Origin of the sequence: Pontibacillus halophilus JSM 076056 = DSM 19796, from assembly GCF_000425205.1 — a bacterium.
GTDB classification, from domain to species: Bacteria; Bacillota; Bacilli; order Bacillales; family BH030062; genus Pontibacillus_A; species Pontibacillus_A halophilus.
In genome coordinates this window covers 405,168-424,472 of the sequence record NZ_AULI01000001.1, presented here as the reverse complement: position 1 = coordinate 424,472, position 19,305 = coordinate 405,168, and the positions used below count along the sequence as shown (strand labels likewise).

18 protein-coding genes are annotated in these 19,305 nt (G+C 42.7%); 3 read left to right on the top strand and 15 right to left on the bottom strand.

Going from position 1 to position 19,305, the window contains the following annotated elements; translation table 11 throughout:
- Position 1: 1 nt before the first annotated feature.
- From H513_RS20785 to H513_RS0101925, 5 genes are read right to left on the bottom strand one after another with little or no spacing between them, the layout of a single operon-like run.
- Positions 2-2,407, bottom strand: coding sequence for a YheC/YheD family protein (locus H513_RS20785; RefSeq protein ID WP_051239579.1), 2,406 nt, complete (start codon positions 2,405-2,407; stop codon positions 2-4).
- Positions 2,404-3,168 carry a cysteate racemase gene (gene cuyB, locus H513_RS19440; protein WP_154655159.1) on the bottom strand — a complete coding sequence of 255 codons (765 nt, stop codon included), beginning with the start codon at positions 3,166-3,168 and terminating at the stop codon, positions 2,404-2,406. The genes H513_RS20785 and cuyB overlap by 4 nt, the downstream gene beginning before the upstream one ends.
- Before the next feature lie 23 nt (positions 3,169-3,191).
- Positions 3,192-3,425: a hypothetical protein gene (locus H513_RS19435; protein ID WP_051239577.1), complete on the bottom strand. Its 234-nt coding sequence runs from the start codon at positions 3,423-3,425 to the stop codon at positions 3,192-3,194.
- Positions 3,426-3,442: 17 nt separating this feature from the next.
- Entirely contained in the window at positions 3,443-3,610 is a 168-nt protein-coding gene (locus H513_RS21425; RefSeq protein WP_154655158.1) for a hypothetical protein, read from the bottom strand.
- A gap of 33 nt (positions 3,611-3,643) precedes the next feature.
- On the bottom strand, positions 3,644-3,841 hold the full coding sequence (locus H513_RS0101925) for a hypothetical protein (RefSeq protein WP_026799189.1): 198 nt from the start codon (positions 3,839-3,841) through the stop codon (positions 3,644-3,646).
- Positions 3,842-4,294: 453 nt separating this feature from the next.
- Here H513_RS0101925 and H513_RS0101920 point away from each other — a divergent pair, with 453 nt between their 5' ends.
- Together H513_RS0101920 and H513_RS0101915 are read left to right on the top strand one after the other, a co-directional pair.
- On the top strand, positions 4,295-5,521 hold the full coding sequence (locus tag H513_RS0101920) for a TerD family protein (protein ID WP_026799188.1): 1,227 nt from the start codon (positions 4,295-4,297) through the stop codon (positions 5,519-5,521).
- A gap of 30 nt (positions 5,522-5,551) precedes the next feature.
- Positions 5,552-5,950 carry a hypothetical protein gene (locus H513_RS0101915; protein WP_026799187.1) on the top strand — a complete coding sequence of 133 codons (399 nt, stop codon included), beginning with the start codon at positions 5,552-5,554 and terminating at the stop codon, positions 5,948-5,950.
- Positions 5,951-5,996: 46 nt separating this feature from the next.
- On the opposite strand, the gene H513_RS0101910 is transcribed toward H513_RS0101915, so the two are convergent.
- Positions 5,997-6,995, bottom strand: coding sequence for a tRNA dihydrouridine synthase (locus tag H513_RS0101910; protein WP_026799186.1), 999 nt, complete (start codon positions 6,993-6,995; stop codon positions 5,997-5,999).
- A gap of 236 nt (positions 6,996-7,231) precedes the next feature.
- On the opposite strand from H513_RS0101910, the gene H513_RS0101905 reads away from it, so the two are divergent.
- A complete protein-coding gene (locus tag H513_RS0101905) occupies positions 7,232-7,420 on the top strand; it encodes an SE1832 family protein (protein ID WP_026799185.1) in 189 nt (62 codons plus the stop codon).
- Positions 7,421-7,496: 76 nt separating this feature from the next.
- Here the strand turns inward: H513_RS0101905 and ahpF are convergent, their stop codons facing one another.
- The 9 genes from ahpF to H513_RS0101860 all read right to left on the bottom strand — a co-directional run bounded on the left by ahpF (position 7,497) and on the right by H513_RS0101860 (position 19,050).
- Entirely contained in the window at positions 7,497-9,023 is a 1,527-nt protein-coding gene (gene ahpF, locus H513_RS0101900; RefSeq protein WP_026799184.1) for an alkyl hydroperoxide reductase subunit F, read from the bottom strand.
- 14 nt (positions 9,024-9,037) lie between these two features.
- Positions 9,038-9,601: an alkyl hydroperoxide reductase subunit C gene (gene ahpC / locus H513_RS0101895; RefSeq protein WP_026799183.1), complete on the bottom strand. Its 564-nt coding sequence runs from the start codon at positions 9,599-9,601 to the stop codon at positions 9,038-9,040.
- Positions 9,602-9,910: 309 nt separating this feature from the next.
- Positions 9,911-11,086 carry a sugar ABC transporter permease gene (locus H513_RS0101890; protein ID WP_026799182.1) on the bottom strand — a complete coding sequence of 392 codons (1,176 nt, stop codon included), beginning with the start codon at positions 11,084-11,086 and terminating at the stop codon, positions 9,911-9,913.
- Between the two features lie 14 nt (positions 11,087-11,100).
- Complete coding sequence (locus H513_RS0101885) at positions 11,101-12,621, bottom strand: sugar ABC transporter ATP-binding protein (RefSeq protein WP_026799181.1); 1,521 nt, start codon at positions 12,619-12,621, stop codon at positions 11,101-11,103.
- Between the two features lie 93 nt (positions 12,622-12,714).
- The gene (locus H513_RS0101880) at positions 12,715-13,833 is read right to left on the bottom strand and encodes a sugar ABC transporter substrate-binding protein (protein ID WP_026799180.1); all 1,119 of its coding nucleotides are present in this window, start codon (positions 13,831-13,833) and stop codon (positions 12,715-12,717) included.
- A 191-nt stretch (positions 13,834-14,024) separates the two neighbouring features.
- On the bottom strand, positions 14,025-15,092 hold the full coding sequence (locus H513_RS0101875) for a sugar ABC transporter substrate-binding protein (protein WP_026799179.1): 1,068 nt from the start codon (positions 15,090-15,092) through the stop codon (positions 14,025-14,027).
- Positions 15,093-15,111: 19 nt separating this feature from the next.
- Positions 15,112-16,635 (bottom strand): response regulator, encoded by a 1,524-nt coding sequence (locus H513_RS0101870; protein ID WP_026799178.1) that lies wholly within the window; start codon positions 16,633-16,635, stop codon positions 15,112-15,114.
- A complete protein-coding gene (locus tag H513_RS0101865) occupies positions 16,628-18,076 on the bottom strand; it encodes a sensor histidine kinase (RefSeq protein ID WP_026799177.1) in 1,449 nt (482 codons plus the stop codon). Before H513_RS0101865 ends, H513_RS0101870 begins: the two co-directional genes overlap by 8 nt.
- Positions 18,073-19,050 (bottom strand): sugar ABC transporter substrate-binding protein, encoded by a 978-nt coding sequence (locus tag H513_RS0101860; protein WP_026799176.1) that lies wholly within the window; start codon positions 19,048-19,050, stop codon positions 18,073-18,075. Before H513_RS0101860 ends, H513_RS0101865 begins: the two co-directional genes overlap by 4 nt.
- Positions 19,051-19,305: the final 255 nt, after the last annotated feature.

Sequence of the window (19,305 nt, the reverse complement as noted above, 5' to 3'; positions counted from 1 at the left end):
TTTAAAATCCTGCTAATGCCTTGGCGTATTCAAGCGGAGTTGGAAGGATAGCGGGCAGAACCTCTCGTTCGCCTTTATCTCTGAATTGTTTGATTTCTGCGGCGTAGTTAATCTGGGGTTCTAAGACAAAGAAATGACAATCATGATCAGCTACGAGGTCGAAACAGGCATCTCCTAGCTTATGCCCTTTTCGTTCCATGAGTTTGATCATCCCTATACAGGTCGACGTGATTTCATCAATCTTCTTTACTGCCTCTTCACGGGTTAAACCGTAGTAACGTTGGAGTGCTTCTTCTCCCGGGATAATGGCATGTCGTTTCTTAGAATTGGCGATTACGCTTTCTTTGTGACCGACTTTCGTTTCAATTCCAGAGAATCTCCACTTCATTGTATAATCCTTCTGGATATAAAGACGAAAATCAATCTTATACCCTTCCTTGTTAAAGGTAGCAATTTCCTTTTGAATAATATAGGTCTTCTTCTTAACTAGTTCTTTACGAAGAATTCTCTCAAATTGCTCTTTCGATGTTATTTTTGTGCGGTTCCCTTCGATATCTGTCCATAGGTATCCCTCTTCTAGATGTTTAACATGGAAGATTCCATTTCCACCGGACATTGAAGCTGGTTTAAGATAGACGGCATTGCATTTTTTTAGTGCTTTCAATACGCTATCTACAGATGTATATTTCTTAGTCAGTGGCAAATGGTGCTTAATGCGAGGCTGCTTATGCATCATATTCCAGAATTCAAGCTTGTCAGTATTGCCATAAGGATAATTAAATAGTGTATCTCCTAGTTGTTCTTGCAAATACTTGTATCTTGAAAGTCTTAACGGGATGCGATTAAAGATTGAATTAGGGAATGGGAAGGTACTCCATTCAAACGAGTTGGTTTCTGGATTGAAGTAGTATCCGGAAATTGTTCGCTTATCCTTATTTAGTGAATCTGGGAAGAAGAAATAAATAAGCCCGTTAAGCGCCTTGTAGTTTGCGAAGCGGAGAAGCTGTTGGGAAGGGTCGTCGATATACCTTTGGTACACAATCATTCCAATCACCGGCCCTAGGTGGAGGTGGTTGCCGCTCCAATAATAGTCATAAGGAAGTTGTGGAATTGTCACTACTTTAGATAGAGTTTGAGGGATAAAGATTTCTCCTAGCTTCAATTCATCGTTGATAACTACCTCTAGCGTCTTTTCTAGTTGACCGAAGTGAAGAATGACTTGTTGTTGCTCAAGGTTGAGGTGCTCAAGTGTCGCTGAGCTTATTTGTAGTGTGTTCGTATCGACTGTGGGGTGTATAGAAATGGTGTGAATGTAGCGATCTTTAATAAACTGCACGGTTTTATGCATATTCATGGCGCTTGAACCCTTTACAAGCACTACTGTGTTTGCCTCCATTCTCTTTCTCAATTCTCTGTGCAAGTCTTCCCGGTCTTTAAAGTGCAACGCATGTTCGGGAGGAAACCCTGCACGAATAGAACCTTCTACAATAGATTTAGCAGCGCGTCCGTAGGTGAGAAGGACGTCCACCCCTTTATGCATAACCGATTCCCCAACTTCTAGATGACTTTCTAAAGAGTAATCACCTAATTCAAGCATGCTTCCAAACACCGCTATCCGCTTATGCCCCTTAGCCAATTCCTGTTGTACATCAAGGGCGGCATGCATAGAATGAGGATTAGCGTTAACTGTATCATCAATTAAGAGAGAATGATGCTTTAACTGGTATGTGTTTAATCTCTTAATCGGTACTTTATAATTCTCTAAACCTGTTCGTATCTCAGTAGCAGAGAAACCAGATAGATGAGCGATGGCAATTGCAAATAAGGCGTTCTCAATATTGTGGTGTCCATATGTGGGGAGAAATAGTTCCTCGCGTTTTTCATCTAGCTCTACATTGAACTTCATTCCATTTGGGACATACCGAATGTGACTGGCTCGGTAATCAGCATTTGATTTTGTTCCAACTTTCACAATCTGTCCTTTAAAGGTGCTCGTATCAAGCAGTAATGAGTTCTGGTCATCACCATTCAACAGTAACAGTCCGTCTGGCTTCATGAATTTAATTAAAGCAGATTTATTGGTGGCGGTCCCTTGCAAACTATTGCCTAAATTACCGTAATGAGCTGTACCGATGTTTGTAATGACTGAAATATTAGGTTGTAGTTCACTACAGTGTTTTTTGCCGGCGCCTGGCTTACCCATTCCTAGCTCCAATACAATGGCATCAATGGTGGAATTGTAGCTCTCTGCAATTCTCTTTGTGTGCACAGGAAGATTTTTATTTCCGGTGTTCCTTAATACGTTCCATTTCAAATCAAGTATAGAAGTCAGCATTTCTCTGGTAGACGTTTTCCCAGAGCTTCCTGTAATAGCTATCGTGGGGATGTCTAATCGTAAAGGATTCACTCTCTGTCACCTCCGTTGTCATGCTTAAGCTTAGTCGGCAATACCATTTCCTCCGATTCTTCTGTAGTGGATAAAGCCTCTTGTATCGCGAACTTTGCGAACAAGAGGGTTGGGTCAAGTAATGTGATCTCTGTTTTGAAGAAGGGATACATTAAAGGGATTTCCGTGCAACAGCCCATTAACATAGAAACCCCTTGAGCGTAAAAAGAGTTAATCATGTCATTAAGTTCAAGCACTGTTTCCTTATTCAGCTGTCCTTTTTTGACTCTAGCTATCGTTTTATCTACCAATTCCTGTTCATGTGCGTTCGGAATGATTAATTTGAATTCCGAGTCACTGAATGCGTCTTGATAGAGTCCGGAATATAAGGTGTGTTGAGTGGCCAGTAGGAGCAAGGATTTATTCGGAGCATTTCGATAGCTTTCTTTGATGCGAGCTGTCGTTTCATGAATCAAGCTGTAGATTGGAATCTTAATCGCATTCTTAATTTGCTCGTACCATATATGCGCCGTATGGCAAGGCATAACAATAAAGCTTGCGCCAGCTCTTTCCAATATTTGCGCAGATTCAATTAATTCTGGTAAGGGGGTGTTAATCGTTGTGGAATCAAGTATACGTGGTGGGATAGTGGGATTGTTATAAATAATTATTTTAAGGTGCTCTTGGTCATTGCGTGCGTCTGTGTTCGTTACAATCTTCTTAAATATGTCCACGGTTGCGTAAGGTCCCATCCCACCAAGTATGCCAATAGTATTACACACCTATAATCTCTCCTCTATATAGCTTATAGTTCCTGCATTCTCTTAATCGCCTCTTCAAATTCTTCAGCTGTGACTTCTTTCATTGCTAACAGTGAATAAAGCATAGCAAATGCTATAGGTTTCACATCTATATCAATTGAAATATGGAGGTCGACTTGTGAGTTTCCGCTGCTGTGAATTTTAGATTGGGAGGTGTACGTTTCTTCATCCTTTCGTCGGCTCTTCTCTTCATGAGGGTAGTCTTTTTCTTCATTCATCCAAATATCCCCCTCTTTTAGAAGTCAATCTCTTGTTCCTGTTCTTGCTCAGCTTCTGCCTTTACTGCAGATTTAACATTGGCCTTTGAATTTGAATAAATGTTGATGCAGTTATTTGAATTCCCACTATCTTGGATAATGGCGAGATTCTCACATTTTTTTTCTTTCTCATTTTTTTGTGTCAACTGAAACTCCTCCTCACTAGGGTGTAGATTTCACTATCCCTCTTCTTCTATAATTGCCTGCTCTTGTTCTTGCTCTGTGTCAGCTTTGACAGCTGACTTAGATTCCGAAACAGAATGTGGGAATACATTAATTTTATTTTTGGAATTTCCGCTTTTAATGATTTTTGCTACATTGTATTGAACAGTATCTTTGCAAATAGGTTTTTTTTTGATGGGTTCTTCCCAATACATATACCAACCCTCCGTTAATTACAGTTTCTTATCACTTTATGTAGATTTACAGAAAGTGATAAGGCGCTTGTAATGGTTTCTAAGATTAATTGATGGTGGACAAGATGTTTGTTATTCCACTTTCAAAGGTGGTCTTCCAAAGAATCCATTGTCTTGTCTTTCTCTATCCAACTTGCAAATTGTGCACCGTTCTTAATACAGAACTGTTCACGAAGTTGTTGCTATGACCAGTCTTCTTCCAATTCAAAAACGTACTCCTATCCTCTTTAATACTTCAGTATAGGTTTTAATACGTTGTCCCTTTTTATATACACGTTCATGGGAATATTTGTTATGATATACCAGGTAGTTTGATAGATTCTTACATAAGAAACTGCATACTAATATTCACAAGATTAGATAGGATTCATTAAGAACATCAAAGAATCGCATATTCAATAAGGAGTGGTATTCATGAGTCAAACGCTTCAAATGGGGGCAAATGCGCCTTTAAGTTCTCCAAGTGGGAAGGTTACGGTTAGCTACGATCAATCGGCAGCAATCGATGTTTCTTTAACCGCTTTCCTCTTAACGGATTCGGGTAAGGTTCAAGGGGATAGTGGGATCATCTTCTATAATCAACCTAAGAGCTCTTCAGGTGTTGCTTCCCTACTGGCCACACAAGAAGCGGGAGGTAGAGTTGTACATAGTATGGAGTTTGACATGAATAGGGTTCCTGAAGGGATTAGCAAGATTGCAATTACCTTAACGGAAGATCATGGTGCGGGCTTCTCGAATGTAAGGAATTTAAAGGCTGAGATTGGTACCAATAATGCTACGATTCAGCTTGTTCCGAATAGCTTTCAAGATGAGAATGGAATTGTCGTGCTGGAACTTTACTTAAGAAATGGCCAGACAAAGGCGAGGTCAGTCTGGCGTGGATTCAATTCTGGTCTTGAGGGGTTATGTCAGTTATATGGCGTAGAGGTAAAGGCTGAAGACCAGAAAGGCTCTGCTGCACCTGTAGCCGCTCCTAAACCGGCAGAGAAATCGAAACCTGTAACGGAGAACAAGGAACATAAGTCACCCGTTAACTTAGAGAAAGTGAAAGGAAAGGTCAGCCTCGCCAAAGGTCAAAAGCCAGTCATCATTGATAAAACACCAGAGATTACGGCTACAGTTTCTTGGAAGACTGGGACAGATTACGATATCTATGCATTGGTCTATACGAAGGACGGTAGGCAGGTCGATGTAGCGATGTTTGGTGCAGAAGACGTACCCCCACTAAGCCGTTATGGGAACGGTGCAGTGGAGCATATGGGTGATGTCGGTAGAAGTTTCTGGTCTGGTAAGAAAGAAGTAATCAAATTAAGATTAACAAGTGACATTCTGGCAGTGGTTCCAGTCGTTTATTCGGCACAGTCGAATGGAACAGGCTCCTTCTATAGGTACCGCGTGTCGATGAGCATTGATAACCATAATGGAACGTCTGTTACGGTTTCTTCTGATAACGCGAATAACAATGACCGAATTTATACGTGTGTACCTGGTATTCTTCATAACACGGATGATGGAGTAATCATAAGTCCATTAGAGCTTTATAGCCTACCAAATTCGGAGTTCCGACCGAAACTTAAGATGGGTTCTTCCAATATGGTAGAAGTGATAATGGATGAAGGGCCGAAGAATAATTACAAGTAAATCCTAATGAACAGAGTGAGGAAGCATTCCATGAAGCTAAGTAAAAAGACGAAGCGATTTATAGGTCTTATCAGTTTTGTCATTGGATTCGTAGCATCTCTATCCATAGTGGTCGATAAATGGTTCAACTCACAGGAGTTTGATGGGAAGTTCTTATTCTTCTCGTTCTTCTTTCTCCATTTCATTCTGAAGTATGTTACATGGGGAAAGATTTATGAGAATGAGGAAGAAAATGAGTTTGATAAGCAAATCAAAGCGAAGAGTTCGAGGATGAGCTACTACATAATTATGATGTCTTCCATAACGATTTTATATTTCTTCTCAGATAGTGAGAACTACCCCTTACTTGTTACGGTGGGGTTGATCCTCGTCACCCTTCCTCTAACCGAATTTCTTTACTCTAAGAGGTATAAGAATGTATCTAAATGAGAAAGAGGAGAGCTTAGGGGCTCTCCTCTTTCGTATAGGAACTAATTTAAGAAATTGTGAATCCTTCCTCTTCCTTAATCCCACCAGCTTCAGTGAATTCATCGAGCAATGCGCGAACTTCATCAGTCGATTGTGTTTCCATTAGTCGATTTCTTAGTTCACCTGCTCCTCGGAAGCCACGTACGTAGATCTTAAAGAAGCGACGTAGTGGTTTGAATAGGCGTGGTTCTAGTTCTCTTGAGTATTTATCGTGTAGGTCTAGTTGTAGACGTAGGAGGTCGAGCAACTCTTGGCTTGTGTGCTCTTTCTTCTCCGTTTCAAAGGCGAATGGATTGTGGAAGATTCCACGTCCAATCATGACGCCGTCTACGCCATATTTCTCAACGAGCTCAAGTCCCTTCTGACGGTCAGGGATGTCTCCGTTAATCGTTAGGAGCGTATGAGGAGCGACTTCATCACGAAGTTTCTTGATCTCAGGAATAAGCTCCCAGTGAGCATCTACGTTACTCATTTCCTTCTTCGTACGAAGGTGGATGGACAGGTTCACAATGTCCTGTTCTAGTAGGTGTCTCAACCAGTCGTGCCATTCGTCTACTTCTGTGTAGCCTAGGCGGGTTTTAACACTTACAGGTAGTCCTCCGGCTTTCGCCGCCTGGATGATCTCTGCTGCAACGTCAGGACGGCGGATAAGACCGCACCCTTTCCCTTTCGTAGCAACGTTAGGGGCAGGACATCCCATGTTGATATCGACACCACGATAGCCCATTTCTGCCATTCCGATACTCATTTGTCGGAAGTATTCAGGCTTATCTCCCCAAATATGGGCAACAATTGGCTGTTCGTCTTCTGTGAACGTTAAGCGTCCACGTAGGCTGTCTTTCCCTTTCGGATGACAGTAGCTCTCTGTATTCGTAAACTCTGTGAAGAACACGTCTGGTCTAGCTGCTTCGCTTACGACATGTCGAAACACGACGTCCGTTACGGCTTCCATAGGAGCCAGAACGAAGAACGGTTTCGGCAACTCATGCCAAAAATTTTCTTTCATAGTATATCTGAACCCTTTCCTTAAGAGAAACTTGTTCCCAAAATTAAAAAGTGAAAATGATTTATCCTACTTCTAGTTAGACTAGATTTCAACCATTATATACAATAATAGTATCTAAAGAAAAGTGCAAGGGGACGACTCGCACAGGTCGTCATCATCCTACACCACCAAAGACTTGGCTATTGATAGATGAGTGTTAGTAAAGTTGTGTGATTCTTAACAAAGGGGATGGGAAAATGAACGAACGCGAACTTAACGAACAATTGAGTGTCATTAAATCGGATTATGCTCGTATTCAAGGCGATTTGGAGAAGATGGAGTCCGCCGGTGGAAATACAACTTCTATGGAACGCCAGTTAGAAACCCTAGAGCAAGAATTAGCTTCCTTGAAGAAACAGCTTGCAGCTGAAAAGAGCGCTAAGTGAAAATAAAGATGTAACTCAAGAGTCTTTCATACAAAAGTCGCTATCTTCATCAAAGAAGATAGCGACTTTTTTTCTATTAGTTACGGATCAAGTAATCAAATGCGCTTAGAGCAGCGTTCGCACCAGATCCCATAGAGATAATGATTTGGTTGTGTGGACCGTCTGTACAGTCACCAGCACCAAATGCGCCTGGAACACTTGTTGCGTTGTGCTTATCGATGACAACTTCACCGATTTGGTTGCGTTCAATGGCATTGCCTAACCATTCTGTGTTAGGAAGAAGACCGATTTGAACGAATACCCCTTGAAGCTCAACATGGTTCTCAGCGCCTGATTCACGGTCGATGTACGTAATACCGTTTACGTTCTCATCTCCTGTGATTTCAGTTGTTTGAGCATTTGTGTGAATCGTTACGTTTGGTAGGCTGTTCACGCGTTCTTGTAGAACTTGGTCCGCTTTCAATTCAGAAGCGAATTCAAGTACCGTAACGTGCTTCACGATTCCGGCTAAGTCAATTGCTGCTTCGATTCCAGAGTTACCGCCACCGATTACAGCAACGTCTTTGCCTTCGAATAGTGGACCGTCACAGTGTGGGCAATACGCGACACCTTTGTTCTTGAACTCTTCTTCGCCTGGAACGTTCACTTGGCGCCAACGAGCACCAGTTGAAATAATGAGACTCTTACTCTTAAGAACGCCACCGTTCTCTAGTTCAAGTTCGAACATGTCTTTCTTCTCAAGCTTTTGAGCGCGTTGAAGGTTCATCACGTCAATCTCGTAGTCTTTCACGTGTTCTTCAAGACTCGCAACAAGCTTAGGTCCTTCTGTACGGGAAACACTGATGAAGTTCTCAATACTCATCGTATCAAGCACTTGACCGCCGAAGCGTTCAGCTACGATTCCTGTACGGATTCCTTTACGAGCAGCGTAGATGGCTGCGCTGGCACCAGCTGGGCCACCACCTACAACAAGAACGTCGTATGGTTCTTTCTCTGTAAATTCATCTGCAGAAGGGCCTTCTACGATTTTACCCATGATTTCTTCAACTGTCATGCGTCCTCCGCCTAAGAACTCACCATTGAGGTGTAGGGAAGGGACTGCCATGATGTTCTTTTGTTCTACCTCTTCTTTAAAGGCAGCGCCATCAATCATAGTGTGGGTGATATTCGGGTTTAAGACGCTCATCATGTTAACGGCTTGTACTACTTCTGGACAGTTATGGCAGCTTAGGCTGACATACGTCTCGAAGTGAAATTCACCTTTAATGGCTTTCACTTGGTCGATGACACTTTGGTCTACTTTAGGAGCACGTCCGCTCACTTGAAGTAGTGCAAGTACAAGTGAAGTGAATTCGTGTCCAAGGGGGATTCCTGCAAATGTAACGCCAGTGTCTTCCCCAACGCGATTCACGCTAAAGCTAGGCGTTCTAGATAATTCTGTTTGTTCAACAGATATCTTTGAAGACATAGAAGCTAGCTCTTCTACAAGAGCTAGCATGTCTGTTGATACTTTATCTGAACCTGAACTAACCTTTAGCACGATATCGCTCTCTAATAGTTGTAGATACTGGTTTAATTGAGCTTTAATATCGGCTTCAAGCATGTGTTGTTCACTCCTTAGATTTTACCTACTAGATCTAGGCTTGGTGTAAGGGTTTCAGAACCTTCTTCCCATTTTGCAGGGCAAACTTCGCCTGGGTTGTTGCGCACGTATTGTGCTGCTTTAATTTTGCTTACTAGCTGACTAGCGTCACGGCCGATTCCGTCAGCAGTGATTTCTACTGTTTGGATTACGCCATCTGGGTCGATGATGAATGTTCCGCGATCTGCTAGGCCAGATTCTTCGTTTAGAACGTCGAAGTTACGGGAGATTGTTTGGCTTGGGTCACCAATCATTGTATACGTAATTTTGTTGATTTTCTCGGAACTGTCATGCCAACCTTTGTGTACGAAGTGAGTATCTGTAGAAACAGAATAAACTTCTGCACCTAGTTGTTGTAGAGTTTCGTATTGGTCTTGAAGGTCTTCAAGTTCAGTCGGGCATACGAAAGAGAAGTCTGCTGGGTAGAACATGACTACGCTCCATTTACCTTTGAAGTTTTCTTCTGATACTTCTACGAATTCGCCATTGCGAAATGCTTGTGCGTTGAATGGTTGTACTTCTTTACCGATTAGAGACATGATTAAATTCCTCCTAATAGTTTTACTATAGATTATTTTAGTTAGTAATCTATAATAATTATAATCTACTATGTGTTATTATATAACATTCATATTTGATGTCAATGGGGATTCCTTCTTCGATGTACTTTCAGTAAAACTGAAAATGCTTATTTTTGTCAACTGATGAGTTTGTTGGGTGGTCAGAATGCCTCGTTTCGTACTTCTCTACACCTTCTTTCATTTTTCATTTATCTCTATTCTTTCTCATTTAATAAAAATTAATCAAAAAAGACTCAGCTTCTGAGCTGAGCCTTCTACAGAGCAAACTTACGCTCGCTGTCTTCTTGTCATGACATCGAAGATTACCGCAAGAGCAAGCACACCACCACGGATAATATATTGCATCGCAATGCCAACCCCGAGGAGGTTCATACCATTTACGAGTGTGGCCATAACGACAGCACCAATGACGGCACCAGTTACTTTACCAACACCTCCTGCAGCTGAAACGCCTCCTACGAAAGCGGCAGCAATCGCATCGAGCTCAAATAAGGTTCCAGCCGTTGTGGTCGCAGATTGTAATCTAGATGTGAAGAGAATTCCAGATAGGGCGGAGAGCATCCCCATAGAGCCAAAGACGATGAACGTAATCTTACTGACGTTAATGCCGGACAGGTGGGCCGCTTCTGGATTACTTCCGACTGCATAGATGTGGCGTCCGAGCACAGTTTTCGTCGTAATAAAGTGATACACAATAAGGACGAGTAAAATGATGATAAGCGTCCAGGAGAATCCATTGTAGCCAGCTAAGATCCACGTTACGAAGCCGATGAAACTAGAGGCTAGTACGAGCTGGATAATAAACAATGGAGGAGAGACGACGTCAAACCCGTAAGTCACTTTACTTCTACGGTTCTTAATTGCAGTGTAGATGTAATAGAGTATGGCTGCAGCACCAAGTAAGAGGGAAAGAAGATGTAGCCCTCCTACAGTTGCAATTGCTGGTATATAGCCGTTCCCAATAGCGTTGAAAGAATCGTTGTTCACGATGATGGTTCCAGTCTTCTCTGTCGCTAATAGCAAAGCGCCACGGTAGATGAGCCAGCCAGCTAGTGTTGCCACAAATGCGGGGATGCCAACAACGGCAACAAGAAAGCCGGTAATGGAACCTGCGAACAACCCAAGAATGAGAATGATCGGAATCACGAGATAAACCGGGAGGCCAACGTTCACTAACAAGATGGCGGCTATGGCACCTAAGAATCCGGCCAAGAATCCGATGGATAGGTCTATATGGCGAATAACGATGACCAGCATGACCCCAACAGCGAGTACGGCAATGTACCCAGAAGAATCGATGAGGTTGCTAATGTTCCTAGACGATAAGAATAACCCGTCCGTTAATATAGTGAAGATGAGCATAATGACAAGTAAAGCGATGTACATGCCGTAATCACGAATATTATGTTTAATTAATAACCTTGCTTCTTTCAGTAAGTTCATGTCTACACTCCTTCCTATTGTGTCGCAAGTTCCATAATTTTCTCTTGGCTTGCTTCTTTCGTTGATAGTTCTCCTTTTATTTCTCCCTTGGCCATGACGTAGACCCGGTCACTCATGCCGAGCACTTCACCGAGCTCAGAGGAGATCATCAAAATACTCATCCCGCTCTCAATCAGCTTGTTCATAACCGTATAAATTTCGAGTTTCGCGCCTACATCAATCCCGCGAGTCGGTTCATCAAGAATGAGAAGCTTAGGTCCTACGTAAAGCCACTTGCCAATCGAAACTTTTTGCTGATTTCCGCCGCTTAAGTTTCCAACAGTTTGCTGGATGGAAGGTGTCTTGATCCCTAACGATTGTCTATAGTCCTCGGCTACTTTAATTTCTTCGTTCTCATTGACGACGCCGTAATTTGCAAGTTCTTTTAAATTTGAAATGGAGATGTTCTGTTTAATATCTTGTAGGAGGAAGAGACCGTCTCCTTTTCGGTCCTCTGTTACGTACGCAATGCCAGCTTTAATGGCATCGCTCGTATGCTTTAACGTTACAGGTTGGTTGTCGATGGTGATGTGTCCAGAGGTTTTGTAGTTCTCGGAATTTCCGAAGATACTAAGGGCGAGCTCCGTGCGTCCGGCGCCCATCAATCCCGCAATGCCAACAATTTCACCGTAATTAATCTTTAAGTTCACGTTCTCCGCTACGTTCCTGCCAATGCGCGAGTCATAGGCCGTCCAGTCGGTTAATTCAAGTAGCACATCTCCAGTTGCTGGGATGTTTCGTTTCGGGTAGATGTCTTCAATCTCTCGTCCAACCATGTTCTTAATAATCTCATTTTCATTAATCTCATTATTAGAAGCATCAAGCGTAGTAATGGTTTGCCCATCTCGGAGTACCGTCGCTTTATCGGCAATCGAAATCACTTCGTTCAATTTGTGGGATATCATAATAGAGGTAATACCTTGTTTCTTAAGCTCTCTCAGCAAATCTAATAGGTTTTCACTGTCTTTGTCGTTCAAGGCTGCTGTTGGTTCATCAAGAATGAGAAGTTTAACTTTCTTACTTAGTGCCTTCGCAATCTCAACGAGTTGCTGTTTCCCTACTCCCAACTCTTTGATAAGAATCTCCGGGTTGATGTGTAGGTTCACTTTGTTAAGGAGTTCCTTTGATTTCACAATCGCTTCGTTCCAGTCCAGCACCCCTTTCCGTTGCAGTTCGTTCCCGATAAAGATATTTTCATAGACAGATAGATCTGGGAAGAGGGCAAGCTCTTGATAGATAATCACGATGCCTGTCTCAACACTGTCACTAATCTTGTTAAACTGCTGAACGTTGCCGTCGAATACAATGTCACCCTCGTATTCTCCATAGGGATACACGCCACTTAATACTTTCATAAGCGTTGACTTCCCTGCTCCGTTCTCCCCAACGAGACAATGGATTTCGCCTCGTTCCACTTTGAAATTAACGTTTGAGAGCGCTTTGACACCGGTGAACTCCTTCGATATGTTCTTCATCTCTAGAATATAATCGCTCACTGCTATACCTCCCCGTACTTGCTCTTTATTTAAATAGAGAGTAATCGCATCAGCGTAGAAACTGATTAGCGATTACTCTAGAAAAGCAAGTGGTTATTCTAGTCCACTAAATTCGCTTGCTTCATAGTATCCGGAATCAATTAACTCCGCTTTCACGTTATCCTGGTCGACGACGATGACGTCTGTTTGCTTCGCTTCTACTTCCATGCTGCCGTTGTCATACGTAGCTGTCGTTTCAGGTGTATTGCCATCTAATACGTCTACGGCCATGCCCATCGCATCTGTAACAAGGGTGCGAACGTCTTTAAATACGGTCATAGACTGCTTGCCGTCAATAATGTATTGGATGGAGGCTTTCTCAGCATCCTGACCTGTGATGGTGTAGTCAGAGATGGCGCCATCTGTAGCAAATACGTCAGCAATGGAACGTGCTGTACCATCGTTAGGAGCTAGAATGGAGACGTCTCCTTTCAAGTCAGAACCAGCTGAAGTAAGGTGTGTTTCAGCTTTGTTCTTCGCTTCACTTGGGTCCCAGTTCGTCGTTACCTGGCCAAGGATGCTTCCAAGCTCTTCACGGCTTAGGTCAGCTTTATCCTTTAATGCTTCTGCTTCACTAGAGTTTGCGATGACAAATGTACCATCTGCAATCTTTGGCTGAAGAACATTCCATGCACCTTCAAAGAAAAGGAAGGCGTTGTTATCTGATGCAGCTCCTGCATACAGATATAGCGGTACGCCTGTACCATCTGCGTTATCAACTAAGTATTGTCCTTGTGCTTCCCCAACTGCGACACTGTCGAAGGTGACGTAGTAGTCAATTGCTTCTGTATCTGTAATTAAACGGTCGTAAGAAATGACGGTGATGCCTTCGTCTTTCGCAGCTTCAACAGCAGAACCAGCAGCTGTGCCGTCATGAGGAGCAATGATGAGGACGTCCATTCCCTTACTAATGAGCGTTTCAACATTTTCTTTCTCTTTAGCGGAAGACCCTTGGCTGAATAAGATTTCAGTTGTATAGTCAGAATCAGCCAATGCGTCTTTAAATCTTGTTTCATCTTGGACCCATCTTGGTTCGTCCTTTGTTGGTAAGACGATACCGACGTCCAAATCTCCTCCTCCGCCTCCGGAGGCTCCTTCGCTGCTACAACCTACAATTCCAAGCGTTAGAACAGCCGTCGCAAGTAATCCAAGTGCCTTTAATTTTCTCCCCATAAATAAGACCCCTTTCGGAAATAAATTCCTAATACACTGTAAATATAGCATGGGAACCCTTTTATGTAACCGCTTTCTTATAGTAGGTATTTAGTATTAGTCTGTACTTTTTTAACATAGGGGTAGAATTTCGTTTAAAGGGGCATAAAAAAGGCGACCAAGACGAAAGTTGGTCGCGTGTTCGTTGATAGTCAGGGGCCGTAAATGTCAGCTTCTTGGTGAAAACCGTCTACAATAACTGTTTCAGTGATGTTGGACTGATTGACGAGAACAGGAGAGAGGAGAATGGAAGGGACGTTTATCTTGCCATTGTTAATGGTCTTGTCTTGAACGATGTCTTCTCCCATCGCAAGTTGGATGGCTAGTTCTACTGCACGTTCTGTCAACTTGTCGATACTCTTGTAAACGGTGAAGCGTTGGGTGCCAGATACGATTCGTTTAATGCCAGCGAGGTCGGCGTCTTGCCCTGCTACAGGGATGGTCCTTTCAAGGCCATACTTCTCAATCGTTTCAATCGCAGCACCAGCTGTGGCATCATTACCAGCGATAACCGCGTCAATCTGTTCAAGATTCGCTTCCAGTGCGAGCTGCATATTTTCTTTGGCGTATTGTAGCACCCAGTCCTTTGTCCAATCATCAAAGACCACGCGAATGTCACCCCGTTCAATGTACGGTTGAAGCACGTCGAAGACTCCCTTCTTTAGCAGGTGTGCATTATAATCTGTTTCAGCACCTCCGATGTAAACGTAGTTTCCTTCTGGAACGATTGCCGTCATTGCTTCAGCTTGAAGAGTACCAACTTGCTCGTTGTCATAAGAAATATAGAAATCTACTTCGGCGTTTCGAACAAGTCGGTCGTAGGAGAGGACTTTAATGTTCGCATCGTGCGCTCGTTCGACGATGGCTGCCATTGACTCAGCGTTATGTGGCACGACGACAAGCACATCAATGCCTTTGTCGATCATCTTCTCTGTCTGCCAGACTTGCTTCGCATCATCTCCATTGGCGACTTCAATCAGCACCTCTGCTCCTGCGTTCTCCACCGCTTGTTTAAAGAGAGTTCGATCTTTATGCCAGCGGTCTTCTTGTAACGTGTCCATAGAGAACCCAATCGTTAAATCCTCAATGCGCATTGTTTCCTTTGATGGTTCAGGTGGCGTAGGCATAGGACGGTCTACTGCTTCGTCGCGCGTAGGGGTACAGGCTGTAGCCATAGCGAGACAGATAAGAAGAGTGGGTAACAGTATGAGACGGATCATAACCTAGCTCCTTTCGTACTTACCGTATGACGTTTTTCTTTCGATATTCGGTAGGTGACATATGGTAACTCTTCTTAAAGACTTTGCTGAAATAATTAGGATCATGGTAGCCAACTTCAATGGAGATCTCTTTCATGCTTTTCTCTGAGTCTCTCATGAGCTTCTTGGCCTTCTCGAGCCGACAATCTGTCAGAAACGTAATATAGTTTACGCCAAGTTTCTCTTTGAAGAGTTTACTAATATATATCGGACTAAGTGCTACTTCTTTGCTGATTCGTTCAAGCGACAGGTCTTGGTGGGCATGGTCAATTACGTAATTTTTAATTTGCTCAATCATATCGCCTTCCGTTTGCTGACTATGTTCGTAATGTGCTTCTTGCATTCGTTCGAGCATAAAGGCGGTTTCATTTCGGAGTTGTTTATAGCTTGTTACTTGTACAGAGAATATGGGGAGTTCTACTGATACGCCCATGTCAGCAAGGATGGATGAGATTAGCCACAGCATTTCAGCGATTTGCTTCTGTGCGACCATCATCGTGACCGAGTTCCGTTCTAGGTCATCTATACTGTCTTGGACGTGGGCAAGTAGCTCAGTCCAGTTTCGATTTCGAATAGAACCATAGAATTGCTCTTCATAAGCTTTATAGGATTGAGAGGAGACGTCGAGCGTGAGTGTAGGAAGGTCGCCATAATATTGGTATTTCCTCGATTGTTGAAAGTCTCTTGTAGCCATCAATGATTCTTGGTAAGAATGCTTAATTTTCTCTATCGGTTTGTACACATCTCCGATTCCGATAAACCACTGATGTTCCTGATTAGCGCTTATCGACAGTATTTCTTGTGCGAGTGACATGGACTGATGACGATAGGACTTTCTTGAATCCCGAAACACAATTATGGGAACGTGGCGCCCGTTTAATGCGCCTACCCAACCGCTCCCTGATGCTCGAACCGCTTCTTTAATCTTTGAATATGCTAAAGAACCGCCTTCAGGGATTAGTAAACTCATCACAAATTTATCTTCTGATAGGGGGATGTGGAGCAAATCTACGAGTTGGTTAAGATGTACTTCGTGAACATGATCAAATAAGAGCTGGGTCACAACATCCGTTTCAAAGACGGACATAGCCGCTTGAAGGGTGTGCTGCTGCTTCTGTTCTTGAACTTGCTCCTCTTTAATTACATCCAATACATTCTCAACGGTCTTCACAATCTCAGAGATTTTACTTGGTTTCACGATATAATCATGGACACCGAGTTTCATAGCTTGCTTCGCATACTCAAAGGTTGCATAGGCGGTTACGAGAATGATCTTGGCGTGACAGTCACGCTGTTGGAGTTCTTGGATGGCTTCAATCCCTGATAAACCGGGCATTTGAATGTCCATAAAGATGAGATTAGGCTTATATGTACTTGCGCGTTCGAGAGCGATACGCCCATTCTTAGCTTGTTGGATTTCAAGGTTTTCAAAGTGTCTTGTTAGTATAAGTTCTAAGCCTTCCCGTTCTGTCTGTTCATCATCGACAATAAGCACTTTAATCATCCTTCTTCTCACCTCTGTCCTTTGAGATATATAGCGTCACCGTAGTCCCTATTCCGAGCTGGCTATTGATATGAACTATGTCATGCTCTCCATTGAAGATACGAAGCCTCTGAACGACATTCTTAAACCCTATACCCGTGCTACGCTCACTAACTGTTTGCGTGTTCGAATCAAGCAGTTCATCCACCTTCTCACTTGTCATCCCTGGTCCATTATCTTCGATTTCTATCGCAACCCTTTGTTCATTGTGGGTCACCCTAAACGTAATGACTCCGCCATCTTCGTTCGGTTCTACTGCATGGATGATAGCGTTTTCAATTATTGGTTGAAGCGTTAGTCCTGGAATTTGAACATCTAGGCATGTTTCCTCAATGTCGCAATGGAACGTTAGTCGGTCTGTGAATCGAGCTTTTTGGATGTCGACGTACTGCTTTAGTACATAGACTTCCTCCCGTAAGGCAGTAGGCTGGTCCATATGTTTTAAATTGTAGCGTAGCAGGTCAGCAATGCTGACGAGTAAGTCACTTGTCTCCATAGAGCCTTCCATATACGCTTTCTTCGATAGAGTGTTCAATGTATTAAATAAAAAGTGAGGGTTAATTTGGCGCTGAAGGCTAAGTAGCTGACTTTCTTTCAGGAGGTATCTACTTTGTTGCAGTTCTTTCTCTAGTTTAGCCTTTTGTCTAATTTCTTTAAATAAATGATTGATGTTAATCCGCATTTGTTCAAATGTGCTAGCCAGGATAGCTGTTTCGTCTTTTGAGTTGGTGATAATCTGTGCATCAAAGTCCCCTTTCGAAAGTTGCTTCGCTGAGTAAGTTAAGCTTTCAAGGGGTTTAGTGATACGTTGAGAGAACCAATACGTAAAGCATAAGAGTAACAAGATAATCAATAAGAGTAACCAGATTCCTAGTTCCGTTAATGCTTCGGAGCGTTCGATCATCTCCCTATAGAAGCGGTCATAGGAACTAGATTCTGCGTCGATGACGGATAATCGGAGTTCAGATACGTAATCAGAGACATGAAGGGCTTCACTCAGTGCTAGTTTCGCAGTATCGGTTTCACCTGAAAGCTGAAAATTAATAGATTGGTCTGTTAATTCAACGACGCTATTAACTAGATGCGTATAGTTTGTCAATTCAGCTTCATTATCGACGTGTTTGTATGCGTTCATTTCAAGTGTGCGATCGTTAACTTGATGCTTGTATTGTTGAACTTTCTCTAAATTCTCTTTAGAAGGATGAAGCGTATAGGTATTTAGGGCGGTCACTAATTCCTGACTCATCACACTTAATTCGTTCATGACGAGGTATCGCTCTAGAATTTGATTATATTGATCCTGCATTTTCTCGTTGTAATACGTTAAAGAAACCCAAATGACAACCATAATGAGGAGTACGACAACCGCTAATGACCAAATCTTATTCTGTAAATGTCTCATTCGGCAGTCAATTCCTTTACGAGCTTCGTTTCTGTATAGTAACCCTCAATAGAAAGCGGAACATTTTCTTTCTCAATCCAATTCTTCATGAGCTCTACGCTCCGCTTGCCCATTGCTTCAGGAGATTGTTTCACTACGCCATCGATTTTCTCCTCCTTTAGGAGGGAAGATGCCTCTCGTTCCTCGTCGAATGTGTAGATGAAATAGGGTTCCACGTTCGTCCTCGTTTCAATCTCATCGACAAGCTCTTTCGTATAGGTCCCGTTCACCGCTACGAATGCTTTGGAGTGAGGGTATTGATTTAACAAATTACTAACGGTGATTACCTCGCCTTGTCTTTCGTTCCCAACAGATTGGCTGTTCACAGTTATAGATGAGTGAGAGGCTAAATAATTCTCAATTCCCTCCAAGCGCTGCTGTTGTACATAATCAGATGTATCGCCTACCATCAGAATGACTTCACCACTTGAGCCCATATCATGAATAAGCTGTCGAGCGAGCTGTTCACCAGCTTTCACTTGATTAGACCCCACATACGTTTTCCGTAGGCTGTCTTCCTTTGGAACGTCATGTGCGACAGTAATAATCGGTATGCCGTAAGAGGCGGCTTTTAATTTCGTTAAGGATTCAAATTTCTCATTTGCATTGCCTTGCACAATAATGCCGTCTACCTTTGAATAGATGGCAATTTCAATGTTGCGTAGGAAATCGTCCGGGTCGTTGCTAAACGAACCGCTTACTTCGAGACTTACTTCAGAGACAGCTGCTTGTTTCCAAGCCCCATTAACCACTTGTCCCCAAAATGGATGGTCTACCTCATTCAAAATCAACACAACTCTTGGCTTGTTACTAGATTGCTCCGTGGCAGCAGGTAAATCCCAGTCGTTATAAAATACGTCAGTCACTGCTTGGAACGTATAATAGAAAAGCACGCAACCGATAAGGGAAAGAGCAAGCGTGAATAATTTTCGCATGAAGAAGGCAGCTCCTTAAAACGAATAAATATTCTGTAAATTATATCAAAACTCTTAGTATTCGTATACGGTACCGACAAACGATTCTCCGTTAATTTATTAAGTAATGGAGATGGGTTGTATGAAATTAGGCAAGTAGAAATCTATTCCACTGGCAGCTCTCCTTCTTAAAATAAAGGTCTTTAAGAGGGTGTAATAAGAAGGGTTTCATGTTAAAGTTATTAGTTGGGTTTCCATTTTTTATATGTCGAATTA

What these genes read in the sequence shown, in the direction of transcription:
- H513_RS0101860 (WP_026799176.1), bottom strand. Translation starts at nt 19,050, where the DNA reads ATGCGAAAATTATTCACGCTTGCTCTTTCCCTTATCGGTTGCGTGCTT.
- H513_RS0101915 (WP_026799187.1), top strand. Translation starts at nt 5,552, where the DNA reads ATGAAGCTAAGTAAAAAGACGAAGCGATTTATAGGTCTTATCAGTTTT.
- H513_RS0101865 (WP_026799177.1), bottom strand. Translation starts at nt 18,076, where the DNA reads ATGAGACATTTACAGAATAAGATTTGGTCATTAGCGGTTGTCGTACTC.
- H513_RS0101905 (WP_026799185.1), top strand. Translation starts at nt 7,232, where the DNA reads ATGAACGAACGCGAACTTAACGAACAATTGAGTGTCATTAAATCGGAT.
- H513_RS0101880 (WP_026799180.1), bottom strand. Translation starts at nt 13,833, where the DNA reads ATGGGGAGAAAATTAAAGGCACTTGGATTACTTGCGACGGCTGTTCTA.
- H513_RS0101910 (WP_026799186.1), bottom strand. Translation starts at nt 6,995, where the DNA reads ATGAAAGAAAATTTTTGGCATGAGTTGCCGAAACCGTTCTTCGTTCTG.
- H513_RS19435 (WP_051239577.1), bottom strand. Translation starts at nt 3,425, where the DNA reads ATGAATGAAGAAAAAGACTACCCTCATGAAGAGAAGAGCCGACGAAAG.
- H513_RS0101925 (WP_026799189.1), bottom strand. Translation starts at nt 3,841, where the DNA reads ATGTATTGGGAAGAACCCATCAAAAAAAAACCTATTTGCAAAGATACT.
- ahpF (WP_026799184.1), bottom strand. Translation starts at nt 9,023, where the DNA reads ATGCTTGAAGCCGATATTAAAGCTCAATTAAACCAGTATCTACAACTA.
- H513_RS0101875 (WP_026799179.1), bottom strand. Translation starts at nt 15,092, where the DNA reads ATGATCCGTCTCATACTGTTACCCACTCTTCTTATCTGTCTCGCTATG.
- ahpC (WP_026799183.1), bottom strand. Translation starts at nt 9,601, where the DNA reads ATGTCTCTAATCGGTAAAGAAGTACAACCATTCAACGCACAAGCATTT.
- H513_RS0101920 (WP_026799188.1), top strand. Translation starts at nt 4,295, where the DNA reads ATGAGTCAAACGCTTCAAATGGGGGCAAATGCGCCTTTAAGTTCTCCA.
- H513_RS0101870 (WP_026799178.1), bottom strand. Translation starts at nt 16,635, where the DNA reads ATGATTAAAGTGCTTATTGTCGATGATGAACAGACAGAACGGGAAGGC.
- H513_RS0101890 (WP_026799182.1), bottom strand. Translation starts at nt 11,086, where the DNA reads ATGAACTTACTGAAAGAAGCAAGGTTATTAATTAAACATAATATTCGT.